The sequence below is a fragment of the Streptomyces sp. NPDC127114 genome (genome assembly GCF_042677525.1).
Lineage (GTDB): Bacteria > Actinomycetota > Actinomycetes > Streptomycetales > Streptomycetaceae > Streptomyces.
Genome location: NZ_JBHXTJ010000019.1, coordinates 1 through 19583, shown reverse-complemented (window position 1 = coordinate 19583; position 19583 = coordinate 1). Strand labels below are relative to the sequence as shown.

Here is a 19583-nt window from a genome sequence, read left to right as displayed (position 1 = left end):
GGCCGTCCGCCGGCCGGCTCCATCCGGCGCCTTACGCAGTGGCTGGGGGGCCCTTCCGCGACCTGACCGTGCCCGAATCCGGGTGCGGTGTCGAGGAAGGGCCCGTCCGGCTGCCGCTGTGACATCTCAACGGAGGCATGATGGGGCGTTATGTCGCACGACGACTGCTCCAGATGATCCCGGTTTTCTTCGGGACAACCCTGCTGATCTTCCTGATGGTCTACAGCCTGCCCGGCGACCCCGTGGCGGGTCTGTTCGGCGACAAGGGCGTGGACCCCGCGACCCTCGCGAAGATCAAGCATGAGCTCGGACTCGACCAGCCGATTCTCAAGCAGTACTGGGACTACATGTCCGGCATCATTCTTCACTTCGACTTCGGGACGCAGATCCGCAACGGGCGCCCGGTCACCGAAGTGCTGGGTGACGCCTTCCCGGTGACGCTCCAACTGGCCGCACTGGCCTTCGCCTTCGAGTTGGTCTTCGGTGTCACGCTCGGCATCATCGCCGGCCTGAAGGCCGGTCGCCTGGCTGACAACGCCATCCTGATCTTCACGCTGCTGATCATCTCGGTGCCGGTCTTCGTCCTCGGCTTCATCATCAAGATGGTGTTCGCCTTCCAGCTGGGCTGGATCGAGCCGAACGTCAGCAACGACCAGCTGTTCTCGGAGCTGATCGCCCCGGCGATCGTGCTCGGCGGCCTCTCCCTCGCGTACGTGGCCCGGCTGACCCGTACCTCGATGGCCGAGAACCTGCGCGCCGACTACATGCGCACCGCGGTCGCCAAGGGCCTGCCGAAGAGCAGGGTCATCGGCGTCCACCTGATGCGCAACTCGATGATCCCGGTCGTGACGTTCCTCGGCACCGACATCGGCTCCCTCATGGGCGGTGCGGTCGTCACCGAGGGCATCTTCAACATCAAGGGTGTCGGTGGCCTCATCTACGAGTCCATCTCCCGTCGTGAGGGCAGCACCCTCGTCGGACTCGTCACCATCCTGGTGATCGTCTACCTCGTCACCAGCCTGCTCATCGACCTGCTGTACGCGGTCCTGGACCCGAGGATCCGTTATGCCTGACGTGACCAAGACCGCCACCGTGGCAGACGAAGCCGTCGACACCCCCTCCGTCGTCGCGGACACCGGGGCGCCGAAGCAGGAGAAGGCCCGCTCCCTGTGGGGCGACGCCTGGCGTGACCTGCGCCGCAACCCGTACTTCATCGTGTCGTCGGTGCTGATCTTCTTCCTGCTGCTGATCGCCGCGTTCCCGGGCCTGTTCACCAGCGCGTCGCCGACCGCCGGTGACCTCGTGAAGCACTACGTGGGCAAGCCCGAGCTGGGCAACATCGGTTCCGAGGGCTGGCTGGGATACGACATCCAGGGCCGCTCCGTCTACGCCCGACTGATCCACGGCACCCGTGCCTCGATCATCGTCGGCATCGCCGTCACCCTGATCGTCACCATCGTCGGCGGCATCATGGGCATGATCGCCGGCTACTTCGGCGGCCTGATCGACGCGGTGCTGTCGCGGGTCACCGACATCTTCTTCGGCATCCCGTTCCTGCTCGGCGCCATGGTCGTCCTGCAGTCCTTCACCGACCGCACCATCTGGGTCGTCGTCTTCGCCCTGGCCTTCCTCGGCTGGACGCAGATCACCCGCGTCATGCGCGGTGCGGTGATCACGGTGAAGCAGGCCGACTACGTGCACGCCGCGAAGGCGCTGGGCGCCGGCACGACCCGGATCCTGTTCCGGCACATCCTGCCGAACGCCATGGCCCCGGTGATCGTCGTCGCCACCATCGCGCTCGGCGGCTACATCTCGGCCGAGGCCACCCTGTCGTACCTCGGTCTGGGCCTCGCGTCCCCGACCGTCTCGTGGGGTGTCGACATCTCCGCCGGTGTTCAGGCGATCCGTACGTCGCAGCACATCCTGCTGTACCCGTCGATCATGGTGAGCATCACCGTCCTGGCGTTCATCATGCTCGGCGAAGCCGTCCGTAACGCCCTCGACCCCAAGCTGCGCTGAGGAGGGCGTACACGTGAGCACTATCGACAAGACCGCGACCGTCCCCGCGCCGCGCGGCGGCGACGACTACAACGGGCCGCTGCTCGAAGTCCGTGACCTGCACGTCGAGTTCCACACCCGCGACGGTGTGGCCAAGGCCGTCAACGGCGTCAACTACTCGGTGAACGCCGGTGAGACGCTGGCCGTGCTCGGCGAGTCCGGTTCCGGCAAGTCCGTGACGGCGCAGGCCATCATGGGCATCCTCGACATGCCTCCCGGCAAGATCCCGCAGGGCGAGATCCTGTTCCGCGGCCAGGACATGCTGAAGATGTCCCAGGAGGAGCGCCGGAGGATCCGCGGCCGCAAGATCGCGATGATCTTCCAGGACGCGCTGTCCTCGCTGAACCCGGTCCTCTCCGTCGGCTACCAGCTCGGCGAGATGTTCCGGGTCCACCAGGGCCTGTCCAAGAAGGAAGCGACGGCCAAGGCCGTCGAGCTGATGGACAGGGTCAAGATCCCGGCCGCCAAGGCCCGGGTCACCGACTACCCGCACCAGTTCTCCGGCGGTATGCGCCAGCGCATCATGATCGCCATGGCGTTGGCCCTGGAGCCGGACCTGATCATCGCGGACGAGCCCACCACGGCGCTCGACGTGACCGTCCAGGCCCAGGTCATGGACCTCCTCGCGGAGCTCCAGCAGGAATACAACATGGGTCTGATCCTGATCACCCACGACCTCGGCGTGGTCGCCGACGTCGCGGACAAGATCGCGGTCATGTACGCCGGCCGGATCGTCGAGCAGGCGCCGGTGCACGAGCTGTACGCGCGCCCGGCCCACCCGTACACCCGGGGTCTGCTGGACTCGATCCCGCGCCTGGACCAGAAGGGCCAGGAGCTCTACGCGATCAAGGGTCTGCCGCCCAACCTGCTGCGGATCCCGTCGGGCTGTGCCTTCAACCCGCGCTGCCCCAAGGCCACCGACCTGTGCCACACCGAGGTTCCGGCCCTGGTGCCGGTCACCGAGCAGGACGGCGCCGAGCTGCCGGGCCGCAAGAGCGCCTGCCACTTCTGGAAGGAGACGATCCATGGCTGAGCTCAGCAAGAACGATGAGGCCGGGGCCGTGTCCGAGGCGGAGGCCGTAGCCGCCATCGAGGCGCCGATCCAGCGCGGCGAGCCGATCCTCCAGGTGCGCAACCTGCAGAAGCACTTCCCGCTGACGCAGGGCATCCTCTTCAAGAAGCAGGTCGGCGCGGTCAAGGCCGTGGACGGGGTCTCCTTCGACCTCTTCCAGGGCGAGACCCTCGGCATCGTGGGCGAGTCCGGCTGTGGCAAGTCCACGGTCGCCAAGCTCCTGATGAACCTGGAGCGCGCCACCGCGGGCGAGGTCTTCTACAAGGGCCAGGACATCACCAAGCTGTCCGGCCGCGCCCTGAAGGCCGTGCGCCGGAACATCCAGATGGTGTTCCAGGACCCGTACACCTCGCTCAACCCGCGCATGACGGTCGGCGACATCATCGGCGAGCCCTTCGACATCCACCCCGAGGTGGCCCCGAAGGGCGACCGGCGCCGCAAGGTGCAGGAGCTGCTCGACGTCGTCGGTCTCAACCCCGAGTACATCAACCGCTACCCGCACCAGTTCTCCGGCGGTCAGCGCCAGCGCATCGGCATCGCCCGCGGCCTCGCGCTCAACCCGGAGATCATCATCTGCGACGAGCCGGTCTCCGCCCTGGACGTCTCCGTCCAGGCGCAGGTCATCAACCTGATGGAGAAGCTGCAGGAGGAGTTCAACCTCTCCTACATCTTCATCGCGCACGACCTGTCGATCGTCCGGCACATCTCGGACCGTGTCGGCGTGATGTACCTGGGCAAGATGGCCGAGATCGGTACGGACACCCAGATCTACGACCACCCGACCCACCCGTACACGCAGGCGCTGCTCTCCGCGGTGCCCGTGCCGGACCCGGAGGCCCGCGCCAACCGCGAGCGGATCATCCTCACCGGTGACGTGCCCTCGCCGGCCAACCCGCCGTCGGGCTGCCGCTTCCGCACCCGCTGCTGGAAGGCGCAGGACAAGTGCGCCACGGAGGTTCCGGTGCTCGCGATCCCGGAGCGCTTCCGCGGGCTGGACACGCCCGCCGCGCACGAGTCCGCGTGCCACTTCGCGGAGGAGAAGGACGTCGTGCACGCGAGCTGAGCCGTGTGACGTGACCTGAAGGCCCCGGCACCCCAGGGGGGGAGCCGGGGCCTTCGTGTGCCCCGGCACCCCGGGAGGGAGCCGGGGCCTTCGTGCGTCCCCGGCCGTTCATCCGGACGCCGTAAAAGTGCACTCCCCTCCGTATCGGGTGATATTGGGGCCTAAGTCACACAGAGGACATCGGGAGGCACTCCATGCGCGGAGCCACGCACGCCAAGTGGGCCGCACTGGCCACCGCAGTCGCCCTCGCGGCGACCGCCTGCGGTGGTGGCGACGACAGCGGCGGCGGGGGCGCGGACGGCGTCGTGACCTCCTCGTGGGGCGACCCGCAGAATCCGCTGGAGCCGGCGAACACCAACGAGGTGCAGGGCGGCAAGGTCCTCTCGATGATCTTCCGCGGGCTCAAGCAGTACGACCCGAAGACCGGCGAGGCCAAGGACATGCTCGCCGAGAAGATCGACACCACGGACTCGACGAACTTCACCATCACGGTCAAGGACGGCTGGACCTTCTCCAACGGCGAGAAGGTCACCGCCAAGTCCTTCGTCGACGCCTGGAACTACGGCGCCAACCTGAAGAACAACCAGAAGAACGCCTACTTCTTCGGCTACATCGAGGGCTACGACAAGGTCCACCCCGACAAGGGCACGCCCAGCGCGGCGACCATGTCCGGGCTCAAGGTCACCGGCGAGCGGACCTTCACCGTCAAGCTGACGCAGAAGTTCTCCACCTTCCCCGACACCCTCGGCTACGCGGCCTTCTCCCCGCTGCCCCAGGCCTTCTACTCCGACCACGCGGGCTGGCTGTCCAAGCCGATCGGCAACGGCCCGTACACCGTGGACTCCTACTCCAAGGGCTCCCAGATGGTCCTCAAGAAGTGGGACGGCTACCCGGGCACCGACAAGGCGCAGAACGGCGGCATCACCCTCAAGGTCTACACGGACAACAACACCGCCTACACCGACCTCGTGGCCGGCAACCTCGACCTCGTCGACGACGTGCCCGCCTCGCAGCTCAAGAACGTCTCCGCCGACCTCGGCGACCGCTACATCAACACCCCGGCCGGCATCATCCAGACCCTCGCCTGGCCCTTCTACAAGCCGGAGTTCAACAAGCCCGGCCAGGAGAAGCTGCGCACGGGCCTGTCGATGGCCATCGACCGCAAGCAGATCACCGAGACGATCTTCCAGAACACCCGCACCCCCGCCAAGGACTGGACCTCCCCGGTCCTCGGCGCCGACGGCGGCTACAAGGAACTCTGCGGCGCCGCCTGCGAGTACAACCCGACCGAGGCCAAGAAGCTGGTCGCCGAGGGCGGCGGCATCCCGGGCGGCACCCTCAAGATCTCGTACAACGCCGACACCGGCTCCCACAAGGAGTGGGTGGACGCCGTCTGCAACTCCATCAACCGCGCCCTCGGCAACAACAAGGCCTGCGTCGGCAACCCGGTGGGCACCTTCGCCGACTACCGCAACCAGGTCACTACGCAGAAGCTCGACGGACCCTTCCGGGCCGGCTGGCAGATGGACTACCCGCTGATCCAGAACTTCCTCCAGCCGCTGTACTACACGAACGCCTCGTCCAACGACGGCAAGTACAGCGACCCGGAGTTCGACAAGCTCGTGAACCAGGCCAACGCGGAGACCGACACCACGAAGGCCGTCGGGCTCTTCCAGCAGGCCGAGGAGGTCCTCCGCGACGACATGGGGGCCATCCCGCTCTGGTACCAGAACGGCAGCGCCGGCTACTCGGACCGCGTGGAGAACGTGACGCTCAACCCGTTCAGCGTCCCGGTCTACGACCAGATCAAGGTCAAGTGACGCCGTAGCAGGTCGGCGGCGTACGGCCCGGCCCGCGGACCTCCGCGCCGGGCCGTAGGTCTTCCTTCAACCCCCGGAGCCTGACATGGGTCGATATGTGATCCGGCGGCTGCTGCAGATGATCCCGGTCTTCTTCGGCGCCACGCTGTTGATCTTCCTGATGGTGAACGTGATGGGCGACCCCATCGCCGGCCTGTGCGGCGACCGCCAGTGCGACCCGGCGACCGCCGCCCAGCTGAAGAAGGAGTTCGGCCTCGACAAGCCGGTCTGGCAGCAATACCTGACCTACATGGGCAACCTGTTCACCGGCGACTTCGGCACCGCCTTCAACGGACAGCCCGTCACCGAGCTGATGGCCGACGCCTTCCCGGTCACCATCCGGCTCACCATCGTCGCGATCTTCTTCGAGATCGTCCTCGGCATCACCCTCGGCGTCCTCACCGGCCTCAAGCGCGGCCACCCCGTCGACACCACGGTGCTGCTGCTGACCCTGATCGTCCTGTCCGTCCCGATCTTCGTCATCGGCCTGCTGGTCCAGCTCCTCCTCGGCGTGAAATGGGGCTGGATCGACCCGGCCGTCTCGCCCGAGGCACCGTTCGACGAGCTCATCGTGCCCGGTCTCGTCCTCGCCTCCGTCTCCCTCGCGTACGTCACCCGGCTCACCCGCACCTCGATCGCCGAGAACAAGCGCGCCGACTACGTCCGCACCGCCGTCGCGAAGGGCCTGCCGCGCCGCCGGGTGATCACCCGACACCTGCTGCGCAACAGCCTCATCCCCGTGGTGACCTTCATCGGCGCCGACGTCGGCGCGCTCATGGGCGGCGCCATCGTCACCGAACGGATCTTCAACATCCACGGCGTGGGCTATCAGCTGTACCAGGGCATCGTGCGCCAGAACACCCAGACCGTGGTGGGCTTCGTGACCATCCTCGTCCTCGTGTTCCTGCTGGCCAACCTGCTGGTCGACCTCCTGTACGCCGTACTCGACCCGAGGATCCGCTATGCCTGAGCCGCTCGACCCGTACCACGACGAAGGTGCCGCCATCGCCGCGACCGGCGCCGGCGGGCCGACCGACCTCGCCATGGAAGAGGGCGAGACGCTGGAGAAGAACCTCGACGGCGGCCCCGAGGGCGGCCCCGACAGGAAGCCCCGCTCCCTGTGGTCCGACGCCTGGCGCGACCTGCGCCGCAACCCCGTCTTCATCCTCTCCGGGCTCGTCATCCTCTTCCTCGTGGTCATCTCCATCTGGCCGTCCCTGATCGCCTCCGGAGACCCGCTCGACTGCGACCTGTCCAAGGCCCAGGAAGGCTCCCAGCCCGGCCACCCCTTCGGCTTCAACGGCCAGGGCTGCGACGTCTACACCCGTACGGTCTACGGCGCCCGCACCTCCGTCACCGTCGGCGTCTGCGCCACCCTCGGCGTCGCGCTCCTCGGCAGCGCCCTCGGCGGCCTGGCCGGCTTCTTCGGCGGCGCCTGGGACGGCTTCCTCTCCCGGATCACCGACATCTTCTTCGCCATCCCCGTCGTCCTCGGCGGCCTGGTGCTGCTGTCCGTGGTGACCAGCTCCACCGTCTGGCCCGTTGTCGGCTTCATGGTGCTGCTCGGCTGGCCGCAGATCTCCCGCATCGCCCGCGGCTCCGTCATCACCGCCAAACAGAACGACTACGTGCAGGCGGCCCGGGCCCTCGGCGCCTCCAACTCCCGCATGCTGCTGCGCCACATCACGCCCAACGCGATCGCGCCGGTGATCGTCGTCGCGACCATCGCGCTCGGCACGTACATCTCCCTGGAAGCGACCCTGTCGTTCCTCGGCGTCGGCCTGAAGCCGCCGACCGTGTCCTGGGGCATCGACATCTCCTCGGCCTCGCAGTACGTCCGCAACGCCCCGCACATGCTGCTCTGGCCGGCCGGCGCGCTCGCCGTCACGGTGCTCGCCTTCATCATGCTCGGCGACGCGGTGCGCGACGCCCTCGACCCCAAGCTGAGGTAGCCGACCATGCTGCTCGAAGTGCGCGACCTGCACGTGGAGTTCCACACCCGCGAGGGCGTGGCCAAGGCGGTCAACGGCGTCAACTACTCCGTCGACGCGGGGGAGACCCTGGCCGTCCTCGGCGAGTCCGGTTCCGGCAAGTCCGTCACCGCCCAGGCCGTCATGGGCATCCTCGACATGCCGCCCGGGAAGATCACCGGCGGCGAGATCCGCTTCCAGGGCCAGGACCTGCTGACGCTCAAGGAGGACGAACGGCGGAAGATCCGCGGCGCCAGAATGGCGATGATCTTCCAGGACGCGCTGTCCTCCCTCAACCCGGTGCTCAGCGTCGGCGAGCAGCTCGGCGAGATGTTCCAGGTCCACCGGGGCATGTCGAAGAAGGACGCCCGCGCACAGGCGATCGAACTGATGGACCGGGTCCGCATCCCGGCCGCGAAGGAACGCGTCGGCCAGTACCCGCACCAGTTCTCCGGCGGCATGCGCCAGCGCATCATGATCGCCATGGCGCTCGCCCTCGAACCGGACCTGATCATCGCCGACGAGCCCACCACCGCCCTCGACGTGACCGTCCAGGCCCAGGTCATGGACCTGCTCGCCGAACTGCAGCGCGAGCTCAACATGGGCCTCATCCTCATCACCCACGACCTCGGCGTGGTCGCCGACGTCGCCGACAAGATCGCCGTCATGTACGCGGGGAAGATCGTCGAACAGGCGCCGGTCCACGAGATCTACAAGGCCCCCGCCCACCCCTACACCCGCGGCCTGCTCGACTCCATCCCCCGCCTCGACCAGAAGGGCCAGGAGCTCTACGCCATCAAGGGCCTGCCGCCCAACCTCCTCGCCATCCCGTCCGGCTGCTCCTTCAACCCGCGCTGCCCGCTCGCCCGGGACCGCTGCCGCACCGACGTGCCGCCGCTGTACGAGGTCACCGAATCGCCCGTGCCGCGCACCAGCGCCTGCCACTACTGGAAGGAGTGCCTCCATGGCTGAGGCGATTCTCCAGGTCCGCGACCTGGTCAAGCACTATCCGCTGACCCAGGGCATCCTCTTCAAGAAGCAGGTCGGCGCGGTCAAGGCGGTCGACGGCGTCGACTTCGACCTCCGCCAGGGCGAGACCCTCGGCATCGTCGGCGAGTCCGGCTGCGGCAAGTCGACCGTCGCGAAGATGCTGGTCAACCTCGAACGGCCGACCTCCGGCACCATCTCGTACAAGGGCGACGACATCACCAGACTGTCGCCCCGGGCGCTGCGGGCCGTGCGCCGCAACATCCAGATGGTGTTCCAGGACCCGTACACCTCGCTCAACCCGCGCATGACCGTCGGCGACATCATCGGCGAGCCGTACGAGATCCACCCCGAGGTCGCGCCGAAGGGCGACCGGCGGCGCAAGGTGCAGGACCTCCTCGACGTCGTCGGCCTCAACCCCGAGTACATCAACCGCTACCCGCACCAGTTCTCCGGCGGCCAGCGCCAGCGCATCGGCATCGCCCGCGGCCTCGCCCTCCAGCCCGAGATCATCGTCGCCGACGAACCGGTCTCCGCACTCGACGTCTCCGTGCAGGCCCAGGTGGTCAACCTGCTCGAACGGCTCCAGGACGAGTTCCGGCTCTCGTACGTCTTCATCGCGCACGACCTGTCGATCGTCCGGCACATCTCCGACCGGGTCGGCGTCATGTACCTCGGCCGGATCGTGGAGATCGGCACCGACGCCGAGATCTACGACCACCCCACCCACCCCTACACCCAGGCGCTGCTGTCCGCCGTGCCCGTCCCCGACCCGGAGGCGCGCGAGCACCGCGAGCGGATCCTCCTCGCCGGCGACGTGCCCTCGCCGGCCAACATCCCCTCCGGCTGCCGCTTCCGCACCCGCTGCTGGAAGGCCCAGGAGCGCTGCGCCCTGGAGGTCCCCCTGCTCGCCGTCCCGGCCGTCTTCCGGCTCACCGACAGCCCGGCGAGGCACGACTCGGCCTGCCACTTCGCCGAGGAGAAGCAGGTGGTCCCGCCCGAGGAGGACACCACGCCGGAGCAGACCCCGCTGCGCAAAGGGCCCGCCCTGCCCGAGGAGCCCACGCTGCCCGAGCAGCCCCACTCGCCCGAACAGCCTCCCCCGCCGCACGGGCCCACCCCTCCCGAAGGTCCTTAACACGCAGGCAACTCGACGGAATCGGATCCGATATACGGACGCGGCAGGCTGCACAGCGTACGGCCGTGCGGGTGCCGTTGCACCGGCCGGGGCGCGCCATGTCGCCCCGGCCGGTCACCCCCGGCAGCCTGACTTGACGCACAAACCCCGCGCATATGCGGAACCGCTTGTTTCGGCCGATGGCGACCGTGAGTATCTGCCCCGTGACTGTGACACGAACGGCACGTCTCACCGGCGCCGCCCTGTGCGCCGCGCTCGCCCTCGTCGGCATCGTCTGGCTGCTGCGCGACCTCGCCGCCTTCGGTCCGACCACCGAACTGCTCTGGTACTGGGCCGGCGACCACGGCTTCCGCGTCCACCAGACCGCCGCCACCACACTCGTCGACCCGCTGCTGCTCGTCGCCTACGTCGTCACCGCCTTCGCCGCCCTGCGCTCCCCGCTCGCCGCTCCCGCGCTCGCCGTCACCGGCCTCACCACCGTGGCACTGCGGCTGCCCGGACTGTGGGCCTCCGGCATCGAGGCCCTCGTCACCACCCTGCTCACCCTCGGCCTCGCCGCCGGGCTCGTCGTCACCGCCGCCGCCGGACGCCGCGACGAAGGCAGCGGCCACGACCGCGGCCGCCACGCCGCCGGCGGCGAGCCGTACGGACCGGAACGGCCCCGCACCGGACCCGCCGTCACCGCCGGCATCCTGTGCGCGCTCGCCGGACTGATCTGGGCCGCCTGGGAGCTCCGCTGGGCGACGCTGCTGCCGGTCGAGTACACCGTCGGCCGCTACACCGGCGGGCGCTCCCTGATGCTGCCCACGCTCGCCGTCCCGCCCGGCTGGCTGAACGCCGTCCTCGTGCTCCTCCTCCTCACCGCCGCCGGAAGCGCCTTCGCCCGCGCCCGGCACACCCGGCCGCTCGGCCTGCTCGCCGGGCTCCTCCTCGCCGGCGTCGGAGCCGGCGGGACCGCGGCCGCCCTGCGCCCGAACTGGCACACGTACGTGCCCGAACTCGACATCTACTCCGTCGCCTACGACCTCGGCTGCTTCTACGCGCTGGCCGCCGGGCTCGCCGTCCTGCTCCTCCTCGGCCGGCCGGGGCGCCGCCGCCGGGTCCCGTACCGCCCCGCCGCCGCCCTGCCCCCGGCCCCGCCGACGCGCCGCCCACCCGGCTGGTGAGCGCCCGCCTCCGACCGGCGCCGAGGAACAGGGCCCGTCCTGCGGATCACCGGCCTACCCCGTCAGCCCCAGCGACCTCCTGAGGAAGTCCACCTGGAGCAGCAGCAGGTTCTCCGCGACCTGTTCCTGGGGGGTCATGTGCGTGACGCCCGACAGCGGCAGCACCTCGTGCGGGCGGCCCGCCGCGAGCAGCGCGGAGGACAGCCGCAGGGTGTGCGCCATCACCACGTTGTCGTCGGCCAGGCCGTGCACGACCATCATCGGCCGGACCGGCTCCTGCGGATCCGTCAGACCGTCGTCCGTCAGCAGGGAGTTCGCCGCGTACACGGCCGGCTCCTCGTCCGGGTGGCCGAGGTAGCGCTCGGTGTAGTGGGTGTCGTAGAGCCGCCAGTCCGTCACCGGGGCGCCCACCACCGCCGCGTGGAAGACGTCAGGGCGGCGCAGCACCGCGAGACCGGCGAGGTAGCCGCCGAACGACCAGCCGCGGATCGCGACCCGCCCCAGGTCCAGCGGAAAGCGCCCGGCCAGCGCGTGCAGCGCCTCGACCTGGTCGTCCAGCGCGAGCGTCAGGTCGCGCCGGATCGCCTTCTCCCACGCGGGGGAGCGGCCCGGCATGCCGCGCCCGTCGGCGACGACGACGGCGAAGCCCTGCTCGGCGAACCACCGCGACGTCAGATGCGGATTGTGCGCGGCGACCACCCGCTGCCCGTGCGGGCCGCCGTACGGGTCGAGGAGGACCGGCAACGGCCCGTCACCCTCCCGCCAGGACGACGGCAGCAGCACGGCGCACGGGATCCGCCGCTCGCCCGCCTCGGTGAGCCGTACGTCCGCGGACAGCACGGGCCGCAGCGCGTGCGAGGCGACCTCCGCCACCCGCTTGCCGTCCCGCAGCACCCGCACCACGCTGCCCGGCGCGTCAGGCCGGGCCGAGGACAGCACGGTCACCGGGCCGGAGCGCACCGCCGCGTGCACGCCGACGCCCTCCGACACCCGCTCCGCGCCGTGCGGGCCGACCCGGTACACATGGATCTCACCCGTCTCGGCGGACTCGGCCGCCTCACCCGCCGCCGCCGAGATCAGGACATCTTCCGCACCGACGTCGAGGACCGCCCGCACCTGCAGCCGGGCGTCCGTGAGGACCCGGTCCCCGACCGCCAGCACCCGGGCGCCGCCCGTGTCCGCGATCCGCACCAGCTCCCCGCCCGCGGTCCACGCCGGCACCCCGCCGAACAGGTCGAGCCACACCGGGTCCTCGTCGACCCGCACGGCCTCGGTCGCCCCCGTGTCCGGGTCCACCGTCAGATACGCCTGACTCCGCTGGTCCCGCGCCTGGACGAGCAGCAGCGGGGCGCCGGCCGCCGACCAGTGGACCCGGGCCAGATAGGGGAAGGCGGCCCGGTCCCACAAGACCTCGGTGCGATTTCCGGTCAGATCCACGACGAACAGCCGTACGTCCGCGTTCGCCGTCCCCGCCGCCGGGTACGCGACGGCCTGCGGCTCACGGCCCGGGTGCGCCGGATCCGCGATCCACCAGCGGTTCACGGGCGACTCGTCCACCCGTGCGACCAGCAGCCGGTCCGAGGTCGGCGCCCACCAGAAGCCCCGGCCGCGGTCCATCTCCTCCGAGGCCACGAACTCCGCGAGCCCGTACGTCACCCCGTCACCGTCCGCGTCCGGCTCCGGCCCGGCCAGCGCCCGGTCGCCCGAGCCGTCCGCGCCGGTCACCCGCAGCGCGCCGCCCGCCGCGTACGCGACCCACCGCCCGTCGGGCGACGGCCGCGGGTCGACCACCGGGCCCGGCACCCGCAGCTCCCGCGCCGTGCCGGCCCGCAGCTCCGCCACGAACAGCCGCCCCGACAGCGCGAAGGCGGCCAACTCCACCGCCCCGTCCACCGCGTAGCCCACGATCCCGGCCGAGCCCTCCCGGCTGCGCTCCCGGCGGGCCCGCTCCTCCGGCGACAACTCCTCCTCGGCGCCGCCGAGCAGCACCGCCGGATCGGCCGCGAGCCGCTCCCCGCCCTCGTCGAGGTCGAGCACCCAGAGCCGGTGCGAGCGGTCCGTCCCCGAACCCGAGCGGAGGAACACCACCCGCCCGCCGTCCGGAGCGACCGAGAAACCGCGCGGGGCGCCGAGCGTGAAGCGCTGCGTCCGCGCGTACTGCCGGGGGAACGAGACCCGGGACGACTGCTGTTGGGGAGACGGCTGCTCCAATGGCGAAGTCATGTGACCGAAACTAGCGTCCGTGCGCCCCCTCATGCCTCCGTACACCGATCGATGCGATCGCACGGATAGTTATGATCCGTAGCGCTAGGTGGGTATGCATCCACTGGCACATGCCATCCGAACGTCCGACCGATTTGTCCGACAGGCAAGTCCGACCGAAGAAGTGTGGAGGTGAACCGCCGTGGCACTCTCGATTTCGGTGGTTGTGCTGCTGGCGATCGTCGTCTTCCTTCTGATCAAGAAATCCGGACTCAAGGCCGGACACGCGGCGGTCTGCGCACTCCTGGGCTTCTACCTCGCGAGCTCGTCCATCGCCCCGTCCATCAGCACCCTCACCACCAACGTGGCGAGCATGATCGGCGGCCTCAAGTTCTGACGGAGCCCTGACAGCGCCCTGTCGGAGCGCCGCCGGAGCTCCCACGGAGTTCCGGTCAAGGTCCGGCCTGCCGCTCCGCCGAGGGCCCCGCCTCGTAGGGTGGGGCCATGACGGTTCTCCCAGCCCGTCGTCTGCTCCTGGTGCACGCGCACCCCGACGACGAGTCGATCAACAACGGCGCCACCATGGCCAGGTACGCGGCCGAGGGCGCCCTCGTGACCCTCGTGACCTGCACCCTGGGCGAGGAGGGCGAGGTCATCCCGCCCGCGCTCGCCCATCTCGCGCCCGACCGCGAGGACCGGCTCGGCGAACACCGCGTCGGCGAACTCGCCGCCGCGATGAAGGAACTGGGCGTCACCGACCACCGCTTCCTCGGCGGCCCCGGCCGCTTCCGCGACTCCGGCATGATGGGCGCCCCGCAGAACCGGCGCGAGAACGCCTTCTGGAACACCGACGTCGACGTCGCCGCCCCGTACCTGGTCGAGGTCGTCCGCGAGACCCGCCCCCAGGTCCTCGTCACCTACGACCCCGACGGCGGCTACGGCCACCCGGACCACATCCAGGCCCACCGGGTCGCCATGCGCGCCGCCGAACTCGCCGCCGACCCCGCGTACCGGCCCGAGCTCGGCCCGGCCCACGCCATCGCCAAGATCTACTGGAACCGCGTGCCGCGCCCGGTCGCCGAGGCCGGCTTCGCCCGGCTCAGCGCCGAGGGCTCCGTCTTCCCGGCCGACGCCACCATCGACGACGTGCCCGGAGTGGTCGACGACTCGCGCATCACGGCGGAGATCGCCGGCGACGAGCGGTACGCCGTCCGCAAGAGCGCCGCCATGGCCGCCCACGTCACCCAGGTCGCCGTCGACGGACCGTTCTTCGCGCTCTCCAACAACCTGGCCCAGCCGGTCTTCACCACCGAGTACTACGAGCTGGTCCACGGCACGCCCGGCGCGCCCGCGGGCGAACGCGAGACCGACCTCTTCGCGGGCCTCCCCGCGGATCCGGCGGACCCCACCGCGCAGGAGAAGGACGCATGACCGGCCCGCGCAGCCGCGCCTCCGGCTCCGGAGCCACGCCCGCCCCCGCTCCCCGGCCCGCGTCAGGCGCCGAACACGGCCACGCGCCCCTCACCCCGATCGCCCGATACGTCTGGTACGCGGCGCTCCTGGTACTCGGCGCCCTCGTCGGCACGGCAGGCTCCCTCGTCCAAGCCGCCTGGTTCCCCGCCGGGTTGCTGCTCGGGCTGCTCGGCTCCGCCGCCCTCTTCTACGGTGCCCGGCGGGCCACCGGGAACCAGGTCGGCGTCGCCGCGGCCGGCGGCGGCTGGCTCCTCGCCGTCGTCCTGCTCAGCTTCGGACGCCCGGAAGGCGACGGTCTGTTCGGCGGCGGGCTCGGGGAGATGGTCTTCCTGCTCGGCGGCATGGCCGTCGCTGTGATGTGCGCCACGATGCACCGGCCGCTCCGACCGCCCCTGTGAACAGGCCGACTTGACGCAGGAGTGCCTTGACTTCGGCCGGATTGCCCTTGGCGGATCCACGCCGGGTCGGGTACGGATCGGCGGCGGCCAGTATGGTGGTGCGCGCCGCCGACCGCCCGGATCACCACGAGCATCAGCAAGAGCGGGCGGCGGAGCCAACCGGGAGATCCTGCTTTGAGTCGTGAAACTGGTCGAGAGACTGACAGTTCGTCCTCCGGCGCCCAGGCGCGCGGCGGGGCCGCGTACCCCTCGGGCACCCCGCCGTACGGCCTGCGCGGCGGTCAGGAGGCGGGCCAGGACGGTACGGGCGCCGTGCCGCCCGAGGAGCCCAAGACCGAGACCACGCTGACCACCCGTATCCGGATCAACATCCCGGGTTCGCGTCCGATCCCGCCCGTGGTCGTCCGCAAGCCGGTGGGCGAGGCCCAGGCGGCCGACACCCCGGCCGACGAGCCGCGCGCCGCCGCCGGGCCCGCCCGCCCGGCCGCCGCGCCGGCCCCGGCCCCGGCGCCCGCACCCGCGCCCGAGCCGGAGCCGCCGGCCCCGGCCGAGCCGGCCCCGGCGGAGGAGAAGACCAGCGACTGGTTCGCCCCGCGCAAGCCCGCCGCCGCGCAGAAGCCCGCGCCGGCCCCGTCGGCGCCCCCGGCCCTCGACGGCCCGGGCGCACCGTCGGCGCCGACCGCCCCGGGCGCACCGACCCCCGGCTTCGCGGGCTCCGCGTCCGACGGCGTCCCGTCGGTGGGCAGCACGACCCAGAGCATGCCCGTCGTCACCCCGCTGACCGGCGGCGGCCCGTCGTACGACGGCGGCGGCGCGGGCCAGGCGCCCGCCGGTGGCAGCCCGATGTACGACGGCGGCGGTCCGGGTCACACGCCGGCCGGTGGTACGCCGATGTACGACGGCGGCGGCGCGGGTCACACGCCGGCCGGTGGTACGCCGATGTACGACGGCGGCGGCGCGGGCCACACGCCGGCCGGTGGTACGCCGATGTACGACGGCGGCGGCGCGGGTCACACTCCCGCCGGCGGCAGCCCGATGTACGGCGGCGGCGGTCCGGCTCACACCCCCGCCGGCGGCACGCCGCTCTACGACGGACCCGTGCCCGGCAACCCGCTCTACGACAGCGGCCCCGGCCACACCCCGGCCGGCGGCACGCCCGTCGTCGACGCCGCCGGACGCCCCGCCGGTCCGACCACGGGCCCCGTCACCGGCAGCAGCCCGGTCGTCGGCCCCGGCCGGCCGCGCGGCGGCGCGCCGCGCACGCCGGCGGCGCCGCGGATGTCCGACGACACCGCGGTCCTCACGCCCCAGCCGCCCGCGCCCTCGGGCGGCCCCATGGGCGGCCCTGCGGGCGGCGGTGACCGGGGGCACGTCTCCGGCTCCACGCTCACCAGCGGCATGCCGGTCGTCCCGCAACCCGGACAGACGCCCGGACCGCGGTCCGGACCGGACCTGACGCCGCGCATCCCGGAGCGGGGCGAGCGCCCCGCACCGGCCGCGGCCGCCTCGTCCGCCGCCCCGAAGCCCGCACCGGCTCCCAGGCCGACGCCCGCCAAGAAGGGCCGCTCCAAGCTGGTCCTGCTCGGTGTCGGCGTGTTCGGCCTCGCCGGTGTCGCCTACGGCGCCGGACTCCTCCTCAACCACTCCGACGTCCCGAAGGGCACCACCGTCCTCGGCGTCGACATCGGCGGCGGGACGAAGGAGGAGGCCGTCGCCAAGCTGGAGTCGGCCCTCGGCAAGCGCGCGAACTCTCCGCTCCAGCTCGAGATCGGCGGCAAGAAGGCCGAGCTCGCCCCGGACAAGGCGGGCCTCGCCCTGGACGCCCAGGAGACCGTGCGCGCCGCCGCCGGCAGCGACTACAACCCGGTCTCCGTGATCGGCTCGCTCTTCGGCGGCGAGCGCGTCGCGCAGCCGGTCTTCCCGGTCGACGAGGAGAAGCTGGGCGTCGCCCTCACCGACCTGGCCGGCACGTCCGGCTCGGTGACCGAAGGCACCATCGTCTTCGCGCCGAACAAGGTCACCGCGGTCGAGGGCAAGCCGGGCAAGGGCCTGGACGTCCAGCGCTCGATGATCGCGGTCAAGGACGCGTACCGCGCCCAGGTCGAGACGGGCAAGGCGAACACCGTCGAGCTGCCCGTCGTCACCCGGCAGCCGACCATCACCAAGGACGAGCTCGACCGGGCCATGGAGGAGTTCGCCGAACCCGCCATGTCCGACAAGATCACCATCAAGGCCGGTGCCAAGCAGATCGACTTCGGTCCGGCCCGCTCGCTGCCGAAGATCCTCTCGATGAAGGCGATCGACGGCCGTCTGGTCGAGGTCTACGACAAGAAGGCCATCAACGACCTGCTCGACGGCGTCTTCGACGGCATCATGATCACCAAGGCGGACGGCTCCAAGCACCAGGTGAACGCCGACGACGTGGCCTTCGTGATGCGCGACGCGCTGCGCGGCAAGACGAAGGCCGAGCGGACGAAGGAGATCGACCTGAGCGGCGAGGGCTGACGACCGCGGGTCCGCTCGCGTCACGCGCGCCACGCATCACTCGCGAACCGCTCCTCCCCTGAGAGCGGCCCCGGCCGGGGCCGGGCCGAAGGCGACGGGGGAGGGGCGGTCGAGCGGGGGAGCGGGGGAGGCGGGCGTGACGTGACGGCCATGGGGTGCGGGTGTCACCACTCGCCGCCGTAGCGCTGCTTCTTCGCCCGCAGCCACTCCTTGACCTGGCGGGTCTCGCTCGCGGTGGCGGGGCGGAGGTCGGACACCCTGATGGTCCCGGCGAAGTGCACGAACCGGACGCGGCGGTGCTGACCGTCCACGCCGATGACCTTGCCGGGGCCGTAGACGTCGGTACCGGTGTGGGCGACGAAGCTGCCGAGGCCGTGAGGGGTTCCCATGGAGCGCCTTTCGGTGAGGGGCCTGTGGCTGTGCCTGTGGCTGTGTGCGGTTCCGTCACACAGTGACGCGCGGCGTGCCGGCCTCGGCGGGGGGACACGCGGGCTCTGCGGGACACCGGTGCAAGGTCTCTGGCCCGTACGGGTGAACGCCCTGAAACGGGCACCGTGCGGCCGCCCTTGATCCGAGTGTGGCTCCCTCCACCGCCGCGTCAAGGGCGCTCCCTTCGGTCGCGTCGCTTCGCGATGGCCTGCGGCCACCCTTGACCCGGCGGCTCCGGGAGCCTGTTCACACTCGGAGGGCGGCCGGGGGCCCGGCCACGCGGACCGGCCCGGGCAGCCCGCCGCGCCGTGGGCGGCGCGCGGGCCGGTGGGGTGGGGGCCCGGGTATCGCTCCGGACGGCTTGGGCAGTGGCACGCCGGTGGGGTGGGGCTCGGCCAGTGGCGAGGGCGGGGGAGTCTGTTTCCCTTGGTTGGGGGTGCGCGGTCGTGGAATGGGGTGCCCATTGCGGGCTTGGCGGCTGACGGCCGTCGTTCGGCTGGGGCTCATGCCCCGCTGGTCACTGACGGTGGGTGGCAGGGGTGGGTGGGCGCTGGGTGGCGGGGTCGGTCGCGTGCAAACGTGGATCTCGCGGCCCGCCGTGTGACGGAAGAGCACGGATGGGACGAGAGAGGTGTCCACCGCCCCTCGCGATCCACCTTTGCTCGCACCGGTCGCGTCAACGGGCATGTTCGCCGCGTCCGTTGAGGGGTGACGTGCCGGGAGTGACGTGTGTGACTCCAGAAGCGCCGCAAACACCCTTCCCACCGGGTGGGGTCGGCCCGGGCGTGCAAAGTGGGATCTCGCGGGCCTCGGTGTGACGAATGGTGCTCGTGTGACGTGAGAGGCGAGACCGGAGACTCCCCGGCCCCGCGAGCGCACACTTTGCATCGCCCCCGGCCCTCCCCGCCCACCGGGAGTGACCAGCGGGGCATGAGTCCCAGCCGGACGACGGCCGACAGCCGCCGAGATCGGAATGGGCACCCCATTCCACGACCGCGCACCCCCAACCAAGGGAAACGGTCCCACTCGCCCCCGCCACTGGCCGAGCCCCACCCCACCGGCGTGCACTGTCGGATCCCGTCCGGAGCGATACCCGGGCCCCCCACCCACGCAGCGGCCATCCGCCTACGGCGGGAATGGCTGCCCGGAGCGGTCCGCGTGGCCGGGCCCCCCGGCCGCCCTCCGAGTGTGAACAGGCTCCCGGAGCCGCCGGGTCAAGGGTGGCCGCAGGCCATCGCGAAGCGACGCGACCGAAGGGAGCGC

General features: G+C 71.1%; 16 protein-coding genes. 14 read left to right on the top strand and 2 right to left on the bottom strand.

Going from position 1 to position 19583, the window contains the following annotated elements:
• Nucleotides 1-140: 140 nt before the first annotated feature.
• From ACFVGS_RS20220 to ACFVGS_RS20175, 10 genes are all read left to right on the top strand, one after another.
• Entirely contained in the window at nt 141-1073 is a 933-nt protein-coding gene (locus ACFVGS_RS20220; RefSeq protein WP_384420143.1) for an ABC transporter permease, read from the top strand.
• Nucleotides 1066-2019 carry an ABC transporter permease gene (locus tag ACFVGS_RS20215; protein WP_384420106.1) on the top strand — a complete coding sequence of 318 codons (954 nt, stop codon included), beginning with the start codon at nt 1066-1068 and terminating at the stop codon, nt 2017-2019. The genes ACFVGS_RS20220 and ACFVGS_RS20215 overlap by 8 nt, the downstream gene beginning before the upstream one ends.
• Before the next feature lie 13 nt (nt 2020-2032).
• Nucleotides 2033-3091, top strand: coding sequence for an ABC transporter ATP-binding protein (locus ACFVGS_RS20210; protein WP_384420108.1), 1059 nt, complete (start codon nt 2033-2035; stop codon nt 3089-3091).
• Complete coding sequence (locus ACFVGS_RS20205; protein ID WP_384420110.1) at nt 3084-4193, top strand: ABC transporter ATP-binding protein; 1110 nt, start codon at nt 3084-3086, stop codon at nt 4191-4193. The genes ACFVGS_RS20210 and ACFVGS_RS20205 overlap by 8 nt, the downstream gene beginning before the upstream one ends.
• A 194-nt stretch (nt 4194-4387) precedes the next feature.
• On the top strand, nt 4388-6013 hold the full coding sequence (locus ACFVGS_RS20200) for an ABC transporter substrate-binding protein (protein WP_384420113.1): 1626 nt from the start codon (nt 4388-4390) through the stop codon (nt 6011-6013).
• An 85-nt stretch (nt 6014-6098) separates the two neighbouring features.
• Nucleotides 6099-7022, top strand: coding sequence for an ABC transporter permease (locus ACFVGS_RS20195; protein ID WP_384420116.1), 924 nt, complete (start codon nt 6099-6101; stop codon nt 7020-7022).
• Complete coding sequence (locus ACFVGS_RS20190; protein WP_384420119.1) at nt 7015-8004, top strand: ABC transporter permease; 990 nt, start codon at nt 7015-7017, stop codon at nt 8002-8004. Before ACFVGS_RS20195 ends, ACFVGS_RS20190 begins: the two co-directional genes overlap by 8 nt.
• A gap of 6 nt (nt 8005-8010) precedes the next feature.
• A complete protein-coding gene (locus tag ACFVGS_RS20185; RefSeq protein ID WP_384420122.1) occupies nt 8011-8994 on the top strand; it encodes an ABC transporter ATP-binding protein in 984 nt (327 codons plus the stop codon).
• The gene (locus tag ACFVGS_RS20180; RefSeq protein WP_385693233.1) at nt 8987-10147 is read left to right on the top strand and encodes an ABC transporter ATP-binding protein; all 1161 of its coding nucleotides are present in this window, start codon (nt 8987-8989) and stop codon (nt 10145-10147) included. Before ACFVGS_RS20185 ends, ACFVGS_RS20180 begins: the two co-directional genes overlap by 8 nt.
• Before the next feature lie 203 nt (nt 10148-10350).
• Nucleotides 10351-11313, top strand: coding sequence for a hypothetical protein (locus tag ACFVGS_RS20175; RefSeq protein ID WP_384420128.1), 963 nt, complete (start codon nt 10351-10353; stop codon nt 11311-11313).
• Between the two features lie 54 nt (nt 11314-11367).
• Here ACFVGS_RS20175 and ACFVGS_RS20170 read toward each other — a convergent pair whose 3' ends face one another.
• Nucleotides 11368-13536: a prolyl oligopeptidase family serine peptidase gene (locus ACFVGS_RS20170; RefSeq protein WP_385693232.1), complete on the bottom strand. Its 2169-nt coding sequence runs from the start codon at nt 13534-13536 to the stop codon at nt 11368-11370.
• 181 nt (nt 13537-13717) lie between these two features.
• Here ACFVGS_RS20170 and ACFVGS_RS20165 point away from each other — a divergent pair, with 181 nt between their 5' ends.
• The 4 genes from ACFVGS_RS20165 to ACFVGS_RS20150 all read left to right on the top strand — a co-directional run bounded on the left by ACFVGS_RS20165 (nt 13718) and on the right by ACFVGS_RS20150 (nt 17891).
• Complete coding sequence (locus ACFVGS_RS20165) at nt 13718-13912, top strand: hypothetical protein (RefSeq protein ID WP_128975920.1); 195 nt, start codon at nt 13718-13720, stop codon at nt 13910-13912.
• 107 nt (nt 13913-14019) lie between these two features.
• The gene (gene mshB / locus ACFVGS_RS20160) at nt 14020-14946 is read left to right on the top strand and encodes an N-acetyl-1-D-myo-inositol-2-amino-2-deoxy-alpha-D-glucopyranoside deacetylase (RefSeq protein ID WP_384420134.1); all 927 of its coding nucleotides are present in this window, start codon (nt 14020-14022) and stop codon (nt 14944-14946) included.
• Nucleotides 14943-15386: a DUF6113 family protein gene (locus ACFVGS_RS20155; RefSeq protein WP_384420137.1), complete on the top strand. Its 444-nt coding sequence runs from the start codon at nt 14943-14945 to the stop codon at nt 15384-15386. The genes mshB and ACFVGS_RS20155 overlap by 4 nt, the downstream gene beginning before the upstream one ends.
• Before the next feature lie 939 nt (nt 15387-16325).
• Entirely contained in the window at nt 16326-17891 is a 1566-nt protein-coding gene (locus tag ACFVGS_RS20150) for a hypothetical protein (RefSeq protein WP_385693284.1), read from the top strand.
• A 164-nt stretch (nt 17892-18055) separates the two neighbouring features.
• Here the strand turns inward: ACFVGS_RS20150 and ACFVGS_RS20145 are convergent, their stop codons facing one another.
• Nucleotides 18056-18280 carry a hypothetical protein gene (locus ACFVGS_RS20145; RefSeq protein WP_384423604.1) on the bottom strand — a complete coding sequence of 75 codons (225 nt, stop codon included), beginning with the start codon at nt 18278-18280 and terminating at the stop codon, nt 18056-18058.
• Nucleotides 18281-19583 lie beyond the last annotated feature (1303 nt).